This window comes from Bradyrhizobium sp. in8p8 (assembly GCF_000426845.1).
Classification (GTDB): Bacteria; Pseudomonadota; Alphaproteobacteria; order Rhizobiales; family Xanthobacteraceae; genus Bradyrhizobium; species Bradyrhizobium japonicum_C.
This window is the reverse complement of sequence record NZ_AUGD01000008.1, coordinates 131,448-147,077: the sequence shown is the minus strand read 5'-3', so window position 1 is coordinate 147,077 and position 15,630 is coordinate 131,448. Positions and strand designations below refer to the sequence as shown.

Below are 15,630 nucleotides of genomic sequence, written 5' to 3'. Positions count from 1 at the left end.
CTCGCGTTCGCCGCTCAGGCCAGAGCGAGACGATCGGACCTGATCAATCGGGTTGGCTCAGCGAAGCGATCGGCGTCCGCTTCGGTGCACCGCGCGGGGAGTCGCCGCGCCTGAGCATGTCCTTGAGATAGGCGACATTGGCCGCCGCCTCGTCCGGTGGCAGGTCCGCCTTCACGATGCTCTCCGCTTCCGCGAAGCGGCCCTGGAGGCCGATCACCAAGGCGAGGTTCTGCCGCACCCGGGCACTCGCACGCGGCGAGGCGTAGGCCTGCCGGAGCGACTCTTCGGCCTTCGGCAGCTCTCTCGATAACATGTAGGACAGGCCGAGATTGGAGAGCACGCCGGGATCACCCGGTGCGATCTTCAGCGCGCTCGCGTAATAGGATCGCGCCTCCTCATGACGGCCCATCTGATCCAGCGCGGTGCCCTGTACCGAAAGCAGGCGCCAGTCCGGATTGTCAGGCGAATGCGCTTTCGACAGGACGTCGAAGGCCTGCTTGAAATTGCCGTTGTCGGCGAGCGCGCGCCCGTACTGGGCCAGCAGCGCCTTGTTGCCGGGATTGGCGATGGTCGCCTGCTCGAGCACAGCGGCGGCCTGTGCACGCTGACCGTTGGCGCGCAGGGCCTGTCCATAGGCGAGCGCGGCGTCGGCATCCTTGGGATTGGCCCGGTAGCGCTCGCCATAGGCTTCGACGGCGCGCGCTGGATCGGCCGGCGCACGATCGGCGGAAGCCGCCTCGGCCCGGGGGCCGACGGAGCCTGTCGCTTCGGAGAGCTTCGACATGGCCGTGCAGCCGCCGAGTCCCACGGCCACTGCCGCGACGAGCGACGTGGAAGCAAGAAGCCGGGCTAGTCTGATCCGTGGACGCATGACGCTTTGACTCTCGAGCAGCTTGATCGAGCCGAACGCGCCAGCAATAGACTGTTAACCCTAACGGCCGGTTAACGCGCCCGCCCCCTCGTCTTACGGTGGCGAACTTGGCGGCACCTCACCGCCGAGGTCCAGATCGAGGCCGAGCGCCCTCACCTGTTGGTCGAGATCCCGAAGCAATCGCTGCCTCTGCCGCGCCCGCCGCCGAACGTCGGTGCCCTCACAAGACAGCCTCGGCAGCTCGCGGAGAAAGTCATCGCGGTTGATCAAGCCCCTCCCATGGAGTTCATCGAGCTGAGCGCGATCGATACCGAGCACGTCGGCGGACTGCTCGATCAATCGGCTGAGAAGCGTTCTCACCGCGGCGAGCGTGTCAATGACGGATTTCGACCTGGATCTCGCGACCTTGCCTTCGAGGCCCGCCCAGGCTTGAGACGAGACGACATAGGTATAGAGCGCAGCCGGCCAGTCCGGCTCGGCTTCATCATAGAAGCTTCGACGCATGAACAACCGGCGGGTGATCGCCGCGATCTGATCCCGCTTCAACGAAACGGATGAGGCAACGTCGATCGTCGACTGGACGGCGGGATCACGGGTAAAGTCCCGCCCAGCCGGCAACCCGATGACGCCGTCCGGCAGGTTCGAGTCGAGTGGCCTGAAGGCGGCATCGTTGCGTAACCTTGAATAGCGGGTGATCGAGAAGCGGTGCTCCGTGCCCCCGGCACGGACCGCGGGGCCGAAATGGATGAGGTTGAAGCCGGCATCGTCGCCGGCTTGACCGGTCGAGGATGGACAGCAAAGCACGTAGATCGTGCGCCAGAACGCCTCATCGCTCTCGCTCCCCGTCGCGCGCGGATCGGGTATGGAATAGCGGGTCAATCCCTCGACATGGCGATGACCGTGCAGGACCAGATCCACATTGAGCGATGTGGCGGCCTCGAGGAACGTGGCGGGTGCGGCGAGGTACATCAGCGGCTCGTCAGGCGCGCCGAGAAAGCGCTTTCCTTCGCCGGTCGCCTGCGGCAGGGGATGATGGTGCAGGGCCAGCACACGCACAAGGTTTTCCGCCGGCTCGGCATAATCGGCATGCCCTGCAGAACCGACGCTGCCCGCAAGCTCGGCGCTCAGCCGGGCGGAGTCTGCGACCGTTGTCCTGTATGTGCCTTCGTCGACCTTGCCGCTCGCGAGCGTCATCAGACTCGCGCGATTGGAATCGAGCAACACCAGGTCGAGGCCGGCCTGCCGGTAGTAGACGTTCTTCGCGACCCGCGGCAAATGCAGGTAATCGTAGGCGTCGTGACGGCCTGCGCGTTGGCTCGGGCGCTTGACATCGTGATCGCCGGCAACGGCCTGGATGTCGGTGAACAGCCCGGTCTGCCTGAAGGACGCAATGACGGCCAGCGCCTCGTCGAGCGCACGCGGCGTCGGCTCGTCCACCAGATCCCCCGTGATCAGCAGGATACGGTCGGGGACATCGGCGACACCCGCCATCTTCTCGCGAATCGCGGCCGTGAGTGTCTCGATGCTCGCAAGCTGCCGGCCCGACCCGTCCAGATGCAGGTCGGAGATATGCGCAATAACGAACGATCTATCCATTTTGCGCCGCTCATTTGCAAATGCTGCGCCGCCCTAAAGGGCGAGAGAAATGCTTCGACAAACAGGTTCGGGCCGGAGGGCCAAAGAATGGGCCCGGGCAGGTAGCCACCACGTGCCGCCGTGCATCTGCGTTCGGTGCATACAGCAAGGACACAATCTAAAATGTTCGCGGATAATGCCACAACCGATACGCTAGTAAAGGCCTGAGGCCGTGCTCTTCCAGCGCCAGCTCGCGCGAGATTCGTGCGATCTGCAGCGGTTGTGCCTCGCGCGACCGACTTTTCCGGGGCAGGCCGGTTGTGGATTTCGTCAAGGCGCTTGTCTGGCGTATCAGACCGCGCATGAACGGAGCGGTCATGGAAGTGGAGGACCAGCGGCCGGCAAGGAGCGCAAGGATTCGATAGTGGTGCGGCCGCGCCCCGGAACCTGGCAGCTTGACGGCAAAGCTGATTGCAGCGGCAGCGAAACTCTGCGAAGTCTCGTCCGTTTGCATGACCCGCTCGATCTGACGACTCCGGACCCGCCAATGCCTTCTGTCTTCGAGACATCGTCCACCGCCACCCCGATCACCTTCGTCACCAGATCGAGCTGGGATCGCGTCGCCGAAACGCTGCCGCCGGTGCAACGGCAGTTCGCGACCGTCAGCAGCTTTGCCGGAAAGCCAGGCAGTTCTCTGGCGCTGCCTGCGCCCGACGGGACGATTGCGCAGGTGCTGTTCGGCCTCGAGGATGAGGGTGCAAGATCGCGCGACCTGTTCCGGCCCGGCGCGCTGCCCGGCCTTCTGCCGCCGGGCACCTATCGCTTCGCCAATGCGCCGCATGACACGCGGCTGGCGGCGCTCGCTTTCACATTGGGATGCTATCGCTTCGCCCGCTACCGCAAGGCTGATCGCCCCGAGGTCCGGCTGGTGCCGCCCGACGACGTCGACCCGGCCGAGATCGAGCGCATTGCTGATGCCACAATGCTCGCGCGCGACCTGATCAACACGCCCTCCAACGACATGGGCCCGGAGGAGCTTGCCGCCGCCGCGCAGGCGCTCGCTACCGAGTTCGGCGCAAGCTTCACCTGCACCATGGGCGAGGAATTGAGGACCGGCTTCCCGCTGATCCATGCTGTCGGCATGGCCTCCAGCCGCGCGCCGCGGCTGATCGACATCGGCTGGGGCGATCCTGAACATCCCAAGGTGACGCTGGTCGGCAAGGGCGTCTGCTTCGACACCGGCGGGCTCGACCTGAAGCCGTCGAGCGGCATGCTGATCATGAAGAAGGACATGGGCGGGGCCGCCAACGTGCTCGCGCTCGCGCGCATGGTGATGGATGCGAAGCTGAAGGTGCGGCTGCGCGTGCTGATTCCGGCGGTGGAGAACGCGGTCGGCGGCAATGCCTTCCGCCCCCTCGACATCTTCACCTCGCGCAAGGGCATTACCGTCGAGATCGGCAATACCGACGCCGAAGGCCGGCTCGTGCTTGCCGACGCGCTGGCGCTCGCCGACGAGGAGAAACCCGACCTGCTGATCGACCTGGGCACCCTGACCGGCGCGGCGCGCGTCGCGCTGGGGCCGGATTTACCACCCTATTACACCAATGATGAGACGCTGGCCGCCGACGTCGCGCGCTGCGCGGTGAAGGAGAACGACCCGCTCTGGCGCATGCCGCTGTGGCCGGCTTACGATTCCTGGCTGGACTCCAAGACGGCGACCATCACCAACGCCCCGTCGGGCGGCTTCGCCGGCTCGATCACCTGCGCGCTGTTCCTGCAGCGCTTCGTCGAGCACGCCAAAAGTTGGCTGCATGTCGACATCTACGGCTGGACGCCATCGGCGAAGCCGGCGCGGCCCGAGGGCGGCGAGTGCCAGGCCGCGCGGGCCATCTACGCACTCTTGAGCGAGCGCTATGCGTGATCCAGGACGCGATCCAAGGCTGACGCCGGCGCGGGGCGACATCGCCGCGAAATACCTTGAAGGCAAGGTGCAGGCTGATCGCTTCGTCACCGGCGAGGAATTCGAGGTGGTCGACGCGATCGCATCGCTGCGCGAGCAGCCGTCCTCAAGCGCGATGCTGATGACGGAGGCTCTGCGCGGTGAGCGCGTCACGGTCTACGACCGCAACGGCGAGGGCTGGGCCTGGGGTCAGCTCGGTGGCGATGGCTATGTCGGCTGGCTGCCGGATGCAGCATTGATGAAGCCGGCGGCTGCACCGACTCACAAGGTAAGTGCACTTCGCACGTTTGCCTTCCCCGGCCCCTCGATCAAGCTGCCGCCTGCGGACACGCTCGTGCTCGGCTCAAGGCTCACGATCGTGCGCGAGGAAGGGGTCTTCTCGGTGACGCGCGAAGGAACGTTCCTGCCGAGGACGCATCTCGCGCCGCTCGACCGGCGCGAGTCTGATTTCGTCGCCGTCGCCGAGCGCTTCGTCGGCACGCCGTACTTGTGGGGCGGCAAGAGCAGCCTCGGGATCGACTGCTCGGGCCTCGTGCAGGTGTCGCTGTCATCGGCAGGCATCGGGTGCCCGCGCGACAGCGACATGCAGCTGGCCGGCCTCGGGCGCGGGCTGGAGCCGGATGAGCGCGGCAGCCTGGTGCGCGGCGACCTGATCTTCTGGAAGGGCCATGTCGCCATCGTCCGCGACGGCAGCACCATGGTTCATGCCAATGCCTATCATATGGCGACGGTCATCGAGCCGATCGAGCCCGCGATCGCGCGGATCAGGCAGGCCGGCAGCGAGGTCGTCGCGATCAAACGGCTCTGACGGGGCGCTACGTCGCCGCCGCCCAGTTCCCGGCCGTCTCCAGCCGGAACGCGGCGGCGAACAGCGCACGCGTATAATCCGTCTTCGGATTCTTGAACAGCTCGGCAGCCTGGCCTTCCTCGACCACCTTGCCGCCGCGCATCACGATGAGATGGCTGGCGAGCGAGGCGACGACGCGCAAATCGTGCGAGATGAACATGTAGGTGAGCTCGCGCTTGCGCTGGAGCTCGCGCAACAGGTCGACCATTTGCGCCTGGAACAGCATGTCGAGCGCGCTGGTCGGCTCGTCCAGCACGACGAAATCAGGCTCGAGCACGATCGCGCGCGCGATGCTGATGCGCTGACGCTGGCCGCCGGAGAATTCGTGCGGATAGCGATAGCGGGTGTCCGGCTGCAGCCCGACGTCCTCGAGCGCTTTGACCACGCGCACCTCGCGCTCCTCGCGCGACAGCTGCGGCTGATGCACGGAGAGACCTTCGGCGATGATGTCGGCGACCGACATGCGCGGGCTGAGCGAGCCGAACGGATCCTGGAACACGATCTGCATGTCGCGTCGGAACGGCCGCATTTCCTTGAAGCGCAGGCCCTGGATGTCCTTGCCCAGAAAGACGATGCGGCCGTCCGAGGAGATCAGCCGCAAGAGCGCGAGGCCCAGCGTCGTCTTGCCCGAGCCGGATTCGCCGACCACGCCGAGCGTCTCACCCTTGCGCACGGCGACGCTGACGCCGTCGACCGCCTTGATGTGGCCGACGGTCTTTCGCATCAGGCCGCGCTTGATCGGAAACCAGACTTTCAGATCATTGGCCGACATCACCACCGGCGCGTTCGGTTGCGGCGGCGCCGGATCGGGTTTCGGCTCCGCCGCGAGCAGGTCGCGGGTGTAGGGATGTTTGGGAGCCTTGAAGACCTGCTCGAGCGGTCCCTGCTCGACGATCACGCCCCCCTTCATGACGCAGACGGTATCGGCGATGCGGCGCACGATGCCGAGATCATGGGTAATGAAGAGCAGGCTCATGCCGAGACGCGAGCGGATCTCGGCGAGCAGCGCCAGGATCTGCGCTTGCACGGTGACGTCCAGCGCCGTGGTCGGTTCGTCCGCAATCAGCAGATCCGGCTCGTTGGCGAGCGCCATCGCGATCATGACGCGCTGGCGCTGGCCGCCGGAGAGCTGGTGCGGATAGCTCTTCAGCCGCGTCTCGGGCTCGGGGATACCGACCTGCGTTAGCAATTCCAGCGTCCGCTTGCGCGCCTGTGCATTGCTGGTGGGGTTGTGCAGCTGGATGATCTCGCCGATCTGCGCCTCGATCGTGTGCAGCGGATTGAGCGAGGTCATCGGCTCCTGGAAGATGATGGAGATGTCGCTGCCTCTGATCTCACGCATCTGCTGCTCGGAGCGGTCGATCAGCTCCTGCCCCTTGAAGCGGATGCTGCCTGAGGGATGCGAGGCATTCGGATAAGGCAAGAGCTTCAGGATCGAAAGCGCGCTGACCGATTTGCCGGAACCGGATTCACCCACCAGCGCGACGCATTCGCCGCGCTTGATCTGGAACGAGACCTTGTCGACCGCGAGCGTGGTGGCGCCGCCCTGGTGGAAGGCCACGGAAAGGTCGCGCACGCTGAGCAGGGGCTGGTTGATCGCGTCCATCGGACTACCTGAACGTCTTGCGCGGATCAAAGGCGTCGCGCACGGCCTCGCCGATGAAGATCAACAGCGACAGCATGATCGCAACCGAGAAGAAGCCGGAGAAGCCAAGCCAGGGTGCCTGCACATTGGACTTGGCCTGCGACAGCAATTCGCCGAGCGAAGGCGATCCCGGCGGCAGGCCGAAGCCCAGGAAATCGAGCGCCGTCAGCGTCATCACCGAGCTGGACACGATGAAGGGCAGGAACGTCATGGTCGCGACCATCGCGTTCGGCAGCAGGTGGCGGAACATGATGACCGGGTTCGAGACGCCGAGCGCCCGCGCGGCCTGAATATACTCGAAATTGCGCCCGCGCAGGAACTCGGCCCGCACCAGACCGACCAGCGAGACCCAGGAGAACAGCAGGAGGATGCCGAGCAGCACGAAGAAGCCGGGCACGAGCACCGAGGACAGGATCAAGAGAAGATAGAGCGAAGGGATCGCGGTCCAGATCTCGATGAAGCGCTGGAAGATCAGGTCAACCCGGCCGCCGAAATACCCCTGCACCGCCCCCGCCGCGATGCCGATGACGGACGAGACGATGGTGAGACAAAGTCCGAACAGCACCGAGATGCGGAAGCCATAGATCAATCGCGCGACCACGTCGCGGCCCTGATCGTCGGTGCCGAGCCAGTTGTATTCGAGGTCGCGGCAGCTCTTCAGCCCCTTCTTCTCCACCACCGGCCGACACTGCTTCTCCGTCAACATCCAGGTCGGCGGCGACGGTGCCGGCGTCGGCAAGTCGAGATTGTGAGTATCGTAGGAATAGCGGATCAGGGGCCAGACGATTGTGCCGTTCTTGTCCTTGATGAGCTTCTGCAAATAGGGATCGCGATAGTCGGCCGCGGTTTCGAAGTCACCGCCGAAGGCCGTCTCCGAATAGGTCACGAAGGCGGGCCAATAGAGCCGGCCATCGAACTTGATCAGGAAGGGCCGATCATTGGCGATCAGCTCGGCGAACAGCGAGATCACGAACAGGCTGATGAAAATCCAGAACGACCAGTAGCCGCGCCGGTTGGCCTTGAAGTTCTGCCACCGTCGCCTGTTGAGCGGCGAAGGCGCGAACGGCTTGCGCGTGATCGGCACCGAACCGCCCAGAGGCGATTTCGCCGTGGTTTCGATCGGCGTCCTTGGGGCGGCCAGCGTCATCAGACCTCCCGCGCCTCGAAATCGATCCGGGGGTCGATCCACATATAGGTCAGGTCGGAGATCAGGTTGATCACGAGACCGACCAGCGAAAAGATGTAAAGCGTACCGAACACCACGGGATAGTCGCGGTTGAGCACGCTCTCGAAGCTGAGCAGCCCCAGCCCGTCCAGCGAGAAGATGGTCTCGATCAGGAGCGAGCCGGAAAAGAAGGCGTGGATGAAGGTCCCGGGGAAGCCGGCGATCACGATCAACATCGCATTGCGGAAGACATGGCCGTACAGCACCCGGTTCTCGCTGCACCCCTTGGCGCGCGCGGTCATGACGTATTGCTTGCGGATCTCGTCCAGGAACGAGTTCTTGGTCAGGAACGTCATGGTGGTGAAGGCGCCGAGACCCATGGCGATCAGCGGCAGCGTCAGATGCCAGAAGTAATCGACGATCTTCCAGTACCAGGGAAAGTCCGACCACCCGTCTGACGTCAGCCCGCGCAGCGGAAACCAGTTGAAGAACGAGCCGCCGGCGAACAGGATGATGAGAAGGATCGCAAACAGAAAGCCCGGAATGGCATAGCCCAGCACGAGAACGGTCGAGGTCCAGGTGTCAAGGCGGGTGCCGTCCTTCATCGCCTTGCGGATGCCGAGCGGGATCGAGATCAGATAGGTGATCAGCGTCAGCCAGATCCCGAGCGAGATCGAGACCGGCAGCTTCTCCTTGATGAGCTGGATCACGCTGACATCGCGAAAATAGCTCTTGCCGAAATCGAAACGGGCGAAATTCCAGACCATCAGCGCGAAGCGTTCCGGTGCCGGCTTGTCGAAGCCGAACTGCGCTTCCAGCTTCTTGATGAAATCAGGATCAAGGCCCTGCGCACCGCGATATTTCGAGTTGATGGCATCGCCTCCGGCGCCGACCTGCCCCGGCGCGCGCTGCGCGAAATCGCTGCCGCCGGAAATGCGCGAGGTGCCCCCGGTGTCGGCCCCCGAGAGCTGGGCGATGACGCGCTCGACCGGGCCTCCGGGCGCGAACTGCACAACGACGAAAGACACAAAGAGGATTCCCAGCAGCGTCGGGATCATCAGGAGGATGCGGCGGGCGATATAGGCGCTCATGGCTATTTCGCCTGCTCGAGCTTGGCCGCCTTGGCAGGCTCATGCCACCAGATATCGGGCGCACCGACGCCGTTGGCATAGCGCGGCAGCTTCGGCGGATGACCAAACTGATCCCAATAAGCCAGCCGGTGCGTCTTGTTATACCATTGCGGCACCCAATAGCGGCCGGCGCGGAACAGGCGATCGAAAGCGCGGCAGGCGACGGTCAGTTCCTCGCGGCTGTCAGCCGCCATGATCTTCTCGATCATGGCGTCGATCGCCGGATTGGCGATGCCCGCCAAATTGTAAGAGCCCTTGGTATTCGCAACCTGAGACGAGAAGAACGAGCGCATGGCGTCTCCCGGCGTCGCCGACATGCTGAAGCGCTGGATCGTCATGTCGAAATCGAAATCATCCTGACGCGCCCGGTATTGTACCGCGTCGACGAGGCGCACATTGGCTTCGATGCCGAGCGTCGCGAGATTCTTGATGTAGGGTGCATGGTGCGGCTGGAAGGAGGGCTCGTCCAACAGGAACTCGATCCTGAACACCTCGCCGTTCGGCAGTATCCGTTTGCCGTCCTTGATCGCCACACCGGCCTCGGTCAGCAATTGCTGCGCCTTGCGCAGCAGGCTCCGGTCCTGCCCGGATCCGTCCGTGACCGGCGGCGTGAACGGTGCCGTGAAGACGTCGTCCGGAACCTTGCCGCGAAACGGCTCGAGCAGCTTCAGCTCTTCCGGCGAAGGCGGCGCATCGCCCGCCATGAGGTCCGAGTTCTGGAAAGGCGACACCGTGCGGGCATAGGCGCCGTACATGATCGTCTTGTTGGTCCACTCGAAATCGAAAGCGTTGATCAAGGCCTCGCGCACGCGCGGGTCCTTGAATTTCTCGCGCCTTGTATTGATGAACCAACCTTGCGCACCGGACGGCGTATCGTCGGGCACGACCTCCATCTTGACGCGGCCATCCTTCACGGCCGGGAAATCATAGCGTGTCGCCCAGAGGCGCGAGGTGAACTCCTCGCGATAGAGATAGCTCTTGCCGGTGAAGCCTTCAAAGGCGACATCGCGGTCGCGATAGAACTCGTAGCGCACGACGTCGAAATTGTAGCTTCCGCGGCAAGGCGGCAGATCGGCGGCCCACCAGTCCTTCACGCGCTCGAACTCGATGTAGCGATTGACCTCGAACCTGCCGACCTTGTACGGACCGGAGCCGAGCGGAATATCCAGCGTCGATTCATCGAACGGCCGGGACGCATAGTACGCTTTCGAAAAGATCGGCAGCCCGGCAACATAGAGTGGAACGTCGCGGGCGCGTCCCTTGGCAAAGGTGACGACGAGCGTCGCATCATCGATGGCTTCCGCGCTCACGAAGTCACGCATCTGCACGATGATCAGAGGGTGGCCCTTGGCCTTCAAAGTCGTCAGCGAAAACGCCGCATCATGCGCAGTGAGCTTCGTGCCATCGTGGAATTTCGCCTCCGGCCGCATCGTATAGCGATAGACCAGCTTATCCGGCGATATCTGCACGGACTTGGCGGCAAGACCGTACATCGCGTCCGGCTCGTCGCTTGCGCGCAGCATCAGCGGCGAAAACGTCATGTCCATGCCTTGCGCGCCGTCGCCCTTCAGAATGAAGGCGTTCAGCGAATTGAAAGTCTGGTAGGACTGGTTGTAGGCGCGCACGGAGGGGATCAGCGAGAACGTCCCGCCTTTAGGCGCCGCCGGATTGACGTAGTCGAAATGGCGGAAATCGGCGGGATATTTGAGATCCCCGAACGCCGAGATGCCGTGCGTCTCGGTCGCGGTTTCCGATGCACGCGCGCTGCGCAACGGCGCACCAATGGACGCCCCGAGGGTGCCGCCAACGCCCAGGGCCAGCACATGGCGGCGTGACATCTGCGTCATGCGGGAAACATCCTTCACGACTTCTTTACGATCCGTGCCGCCTTGTCTGCGTCGTACCACCAGATGAACGGGAAGCCGGACTGACCGTATCGTGGCAATTCCGCCGGACGGCCGAAGCGATCCCAGCGCGCGGTGCGCACCTTGTTATAGGTCCATTGCGGTACGACGTAGTGATTCCACAGCAGCACGCGATCGAGCGCCTTGGTCGCGGCGACGAGATCATCGCGATCGGTGGCATAGATCACCCGCTCGATCAGCTTGTCGATCGCCGGATTCTTGATACCGGCAATGTTGCGCGAGCCGGGGATGTCGGCCGTCTTGGACGACCAGAACTCGCGCTGCTCATTGCCCGGCGACTGCGACTCGCCCCATGAATTGGTGACGATGTCGAAATCCCACTCGCGCGTCCTGTTCTCGTATTGGGTCGGATCGATCGTCCGCACGCTCACGGCAATGCCGAGTCGCTCCAGCGAAGGCTTGTAGAACAGCGTGATCCGCTCGAAGCTCGGATCCGAATTCAGCAGTTCCAGCGAAAACTGGGTGCCGGTCTTGACGTCGACCAGCTTGCGCTCCCGCACCTCGTAGCCAGCCTCTTTGAACAGGCGCAGCGCCTCGCGAAGATTCTCGCGCACCGCTTCCGGACTGCCGCCGACGGGATTGGTATACGCCGTGGTGAAGACTTCGGGCGGGACCTGAGCGCGGACCGTCTCGAGGATCTCGAGCTCCTTCCCTTGCGGCAGCCCGGTTGCCATCAGGTCTTCGATGCCATCGAAATAGCTGCTGATGCGCTTGTACTGGCCGTAGAAGATCTGCTTGTTCATCTCCTCGAAGTCGAACGCGTAGTTGAGCGCACGGCGCACGCGCGGGTCGCTGAACTTGGCGCGGCGCAGGTTCGGCACGAAGGCCTGCATCACGCCCGAGCTGCGATTGACGAATTCCTCGAGGATCACCCGCTTATCCGTCACGGCCGGGAAGTCGTAGGCGGTTGCCCAGTTCTTCGCGCTGTTCTCGGTGCGCCAATCGACCTGGTCGGCCTTGAACGCCTCGATCGCGACGGTGGCGTCTCGGAAATATTCGTAGCGCAGCTCGTCGAAATTGTTGCGGCCAACATTCGCAGGAAGGTCGCGGCCCCAATAATCCTTGACGCGCTCCAGTGCGATCGATCGTCCCGCGACGAACTCCTTGACCCTGTAGGGACCTGAACCGAGCGGCACTTCCAGCGTGGTGGCGGAGACGTCGCGTTTGCGTCCCTGTGCGTCCGTCCCTTCCCACCAATGCTTCGGCAAGACGGTGAGCTGCCCGACGATCTGCGGCAGTTCGCGGTTGCCAGGGGCATCGAAGATGAACTTGACGTCCCGTTCACCGACCTTCTCGGCCTTCACCACATGGCTGTAATAGGCCGAGTACATCGGATGATGCTTCTTGAAGGATTCGAGCGAGAAGATCACGTCCTCTGCAGTAACTGGTTTGCCGTCGTGCCACTTGGCCTGCGGCCGCAAGCGATAGATGACGAAGGAGAAGTCGTCCGGATGGCTGACGGCTTCGGCCAATGCGCCGTATTCGGTCGAGACCTCGTCAAGCGAGGGTGTCATGAGGGATTCATAGATGAAGGCAACGGCACCGGCGACCTGCCCCTTCACACCCGAGACCACGATGTTGAAATTATCGAACGTGCCAACCGCGATCTGGCGCGCGATGCCGCCCTTGGGGGCGTCCGGATTGACGTAGTCGAAGCGCTTGAAGTCGGCGGGGTACTTGACCTTGCCAAATAGCGACAGCGCGTGGCGCCAGGGAAGCTCACTGGGAGATTGGGCGTGCGCTGGGCCGATGGCGGGAACGCCCGCGACGGAACCAAGGACGGGAAGCGCTGCGGCAGCAGTGCCGGTGAGCAGGAGATCGCGTCGGGTAATGGCCAAATCAACATCCCTGTCTTGAAGGAGGCTACTCCTTTAAGTGCCGAATATAGGCGAGGTTTCGACCGAATACGCGTTGCTTTTTCCTCATCTTGGAGGGCCGGATGGCCGATCCGATGCGGCCAAACGCCCCGATCACGTCCCGCGAGGTGTGGATAAGGAAACGGCCAAGCTTTTCAGCCTGGCCGCCATCCAGATGGGTTTTTCGCGCCCTACTTCGACGCCGTAGGCAACGGCTGAGGATGCTCCGACATCGAGTTCAGATAGGCAATGATATCGGCGCGCTCGGAATCCTTGGCAATGCCGGCAAAGCCCATCGCGGTACCGGGAATGAAGCCCTTGGGATTGGCGAGGAACTTGTTGAGGTCGTCGAAGGTCCAGTTGCCGCCCTTGGCCTTCATGGCAGCCGAGAAGTTGAAGCCACCATGGCCCTGGCCCTTGGGCTCGCCGACAACGCCGAAGAGGTTCGGACCAACCCGATTCGGGCCGCCCTTCTCGAAGGTGTGGCAGGCGCCGCACTTCTTGGCGGCGGCCGCGCCCTTCTCGACGGAGGCGGTCTGGAGCAGCTTCTCGATCGGCTCGGACGGCGCGGCCGCTGCGCCGCCTTCCTTGCCGGGACCGGCCTCCTGCTTCACTGCGATCTCGAAACCCGGTTTTTCCGGCATCTTCGGCGAGAACAGCGCCTGGGCGGTGAAGCTCGTCACCAGCAGAACGAGGCAGGTGCCGAACACGGCACCGAGAATCTTGTTGAGTTCGAAAGAGTCCATTTCCGGCCAGGCCCCACCGCAAGAAGGAAATAGCGGCTCAAGCGGCCGCCAGGACGAGCCTCGGGAGAATCAAGCGTTCCTGATTGTTTCCCCGAGTTTTGCCATTGAGATATCGGTTTGCCCGGGGTCTGGCAACCCGTATAAGCGACCCGGCTTTCAGACCGTTCCCGCGCCATTTCCCTGCGTGGAAAACGCCCCGTTTCCAGGCTCTTAACCCGATGATCGATCCCCGCATCCTGGTGTTGATCCCGGCCCGCATGGCCGCTACCCGCCTGCCCGGCAAGCCGCTCGCCGATATCGCGGGATTACCGATGATCGTGCATGTGCTGCGCCGCGCAGAGGCCGCTGCAATCGGCCGGGTCGCGGTCGCAACGGACACCGCGGAGATCGCCTCCGTGGTCACCGCGCATGGCGGCGAGGCGGTGATGACCCGCACCGACCACCCCTCAGGCTCCGATCGCATCCACGAGGCGATGCAGAAGCTCGATCCCGAAGGCAAAGCGGAGATCGTGGTCAATCTCCAGGGGGATTTCCCAACCATCACGGTCGACAATATCCGCGAGGTGTTGCCCCCCCTGCAAGACTCGGCCGTGGACATCGCGACCCTGGCCTCGCAGATCCACACCGAGGAGGAGGACCTTGCTCCGAGTGTGGTGAAGGCCATCGGAACCTCGGTCGGCGGCAGGCGGATGCGCGCACTCTATTTTACCCGCGCGACCGCACCGACGGGGGACGGACCGCGTTACCACCATATCGGCCTCTATGCCTATCGCCGTGCTGCGCTTGAGCGCTACGTCTCACTTCCGCCGTCTCCCCTGGAGTTGCAGGAGAAGCTCGAGCAGCTCCGCGCGCTGGAGGCCGGAATGCGCATCGATTTCACCATCGTCGATACCGTCCCCCGCGGGGTCGATACGCCGGCGGACCTGGAAACCGCCCGCAGCATCCTTTCCAATTCCTGAGCCGCTGTTACAAGGCCGATCATGAGCAAGATGAAGATCGCATTCCAGGGCGAATCCGGAGCCAATTCCCACATCGCCATCGTGGAGGCCTATCCCGAGGCCGAGCCGATGCCCTGCGCCACCTTCGAGGACGCGCTGTCGGCGATCTCGTCGGGCGAGGCCGATCTCGGCATGATCCCGATCGAGAATTCGGTCGCAGGCCGCGTTGCGGACATCCACCACCTCCTGCCGGCCTCCGGCCTCTACATCATCGGCGAATGGTTTTTGCCGGTCCGGCATCAGCTGATGGCGGTAAAGGGCACCAAGCTCGAAGACATCAGGAGCGTCGAGAGCCATGTGCATGCGCTCGGCCAGTGCCGGCGCATCATCCGCAAGCTCGGTATCAAGCCGATCGTGCACGCCGACACCGCCGGCAGCGCTCGTGACATCTCCGAGCGCAAGGACAAGACGGTGGCCGCCATCGCCTCGCGCCTCGCCGCCAAGATCTACGGTCTCGACATCCTCGCCGAGGACATCGAGGACGAAGCCCACAACACCACGCGCTTCGTGGTGCTGGCGCGCGAGCCGAAATGGGCCACCCAAGGCTCCAGCCCGCTGGTCACGACGTTCGTCTTCCGGGTGCGCAATCTGCCGGCCGCGCTCTACAAGGCGCTCGGCGGTTTCGCCACCAACGGCGTCAACATGACCAAGCTCGAAAGCTACATGGTCGACGGCAATTTCTTCGCCACGCAGTTCTACGCCGACGTCGAGGGTCATCCCGAGGACAAGGGCCTCGCTTTTGCGATCGAGGAGCTGAAATTCTTCTCGCGCGAATTCCGCATCGTCGGCGTGTATCCGGGCCATCCGTTCCGCGCGACGTTCAGCGAGACGCAGGACTGATTGCGTGTCCCGGACGCGCGAAGCGCGAGCCGGGATCGAGAAGCCGCAAGCCCCGGAGAGCGATGGACCTCG

At 63.7% G+C, this 15,630-nt stretch carries 13 protein-coding genes; 4 read left to right on the top strand and 9 right to left on the bottom strand.

What is annotated here, in order from left to right; genetic code table 11:
- Window positions 1–43: 43 nt before the first annotated feature.
- The 3 genes from K408_RS0120805 to K408_RS42170 form a co-directional block, all read right to left on the bottom strand.
- Window positions 44–871 (bottom strand): tetratricopeptide repeat protein, encoded by an 828-nt coding sequence (locus K408_RS0120805; RefSeq protein WP_024340553.1) that lies wholly within the window; start codon window positions 869–871, stop codon window positions 44–46.
- A gap of 93 nt (window positions 872–964) precedes the next feature.
- On the bottom strand, window positions 965–2,467 hold the full coding sequence (locus K408_RS0120800; RefSeq protein ID WP_024340554.1) for a metallophosphoesterase family protein: 1,503 nt from the start codon (window positions 2,465–2,467) through the stop codon (window positions 965–967).
- Between the two features lie 157 nt (window positions 2,468–2,624).
- Complete coding sequence (locus K408_RS42170) at window positions 2,625–2,960, bottom strand: hypothetical protein (protein ID WP_057197577.1); 336 nt, start codon at window positions 2,958–2,960, stop codon at window positions 2,625–2,627.
- Between the two features lie 33 nt (window positions 2,961–2,993).
- Between K408_RS42170 and K408_RS0120795 the strand changes: the two genes are divergently transcribed.
- Together K408_RS0120795 and K408_RS0120790 are read left to right on the top strand one after the other, a co-directional pair.
- The gene (locus K408_RS0120795) at window positions 2,994–4,367 is read left to right on the top strand and encodes a leucyl aminopeptidase family protein (protein ID WP_024340555.1); all 1,374 of its coding nucleotides are present in this window, start codon (window positions 2,994–2,996) and stop codon (window positions 4,365–4,367) included.
- Complete coding sequence (locus K408_RS0120790) at window positions 4,360–5,214, top strand: C40 family peptidase (RefSeq protein WP_024340556.1); 855 nt, start codon at window positions 4,360–4,362, stop codon at window positions 5,212–5,214. Before K408_RS0120795 ends, K408_RS0120790 begins: the two co-directional genes overlap by 8 nt.
- A gap of 7 nt (window positions 5,215–5,221) precedes the next feature.
- On the opposite strand, the gene K408_RS0120785 is transcribed toward K408_RS0120790, so the two are convergent.
- From K408_RS0120785 to K408_RS0120760, 6 genes are all read right to left on the bottom strand, one after another.
- Complete coding sequence (locus K408_RS0120785) at window positions 5,222–6,859, bottom strand: ABC transporter ATP-binding protein (protein ID WP_024340557.1); 1,638 nt, start codon at window positions 6,857–6,859, stop codon at window positions 5,222–5,224.
- A 4-nt stretch (window positions 6,860–6,863) separates the two neighbouring features.
- On the bottom strand, window positions 6,864–8,045 hold the full coding sequence (locus K408_RS0120780; RefSeq protein WP_024340558.1) for an ABC transporter permease: 1,182 nt from the start codon (window positions 8,043–8,045) through the stop codon (window positions 6,864–6,866).
- Window positions 8,045–9,154 (bottom strand): microcin C ABC transporter permease YejB, encoded by a 1,110-nt coding sequence (locus tag K408_RS0120775; RefSeq protein WP_024340559.1) that lies wholly within the window; start codon window positions 9,152–9,154, stop codon window positions 8,045–8,047. The genes K408_RS0120780 and K408_RS0120775 overlap by 1 nt, the downstream gene beginning before the upstream one ends.
- 2 nt (window positions 9,155–9,156) lie before the next feature.
- Entirely contained in the window at window positions 9,157–11,040 is a 1,884-nt protein-coding gene (locus K408_RS0120770) for an extracellular solute-binding protein (RefSeq protein WP_024340560.1), read from the bottom strand.
- Between the two features lie 14 nt (window positions 11,041–11,054).
- A complete protein-coding gene (locus tag K408_RS0120765) occupies window positions 11,055–12,956 on the bottom strand; it encodes an extracellular solute-binding protein (protein ID WP_024340561.1) in 1,902 nt (633 codons plus the stop codon).
- Window positions 12,957–13,165: 209 nt separating this feature from the next.
- A complete protein-coding gene (locus K408_RS0120760) occupies window positions 13,166–13,720 on the bottom strand; it encodes a c-type cytochrome (protein ID WP_024340562.1) in 555 nt (184 codons plus the stop codon).
- Between the two features lie 218 nt (window positions 13,721–13,938).
- Here K408_RS0120760 and K408_RS0120755 point away from each other — a divergent pair, with 218 nt between their 5' ends.
- Together K408_RS0120755 and K408_RS0120750 are read left to right on the top strand one after the other, a co-directional pair.
- A complete protein-coding gene (locus K408_RS0120755) occupies window positions 13,939–14,679 on the top strand; it encodes a 3-deoxy-manno-octulosonate cytidylyltransferase (RefSeq protein WP_024340563.1) in 741 nt (246 codons plus the stop codon).
- A gap of 21 nt (window positions 14,680–14,700) precedes the next feature.
- Window positions 14,701–15,558, top strand: a complete 858-nt coding sequence (locus K408_RS0120750; RefSeq protein ID WP_024340564.1) for a prephenate dehydratase — start codon at window positions 14,701–14,703, stop codon at window positions 15,556–15,558.
- The last annotated feature ends 72 nt before the right edge of the window (window positions 15,559–15,630 follow it).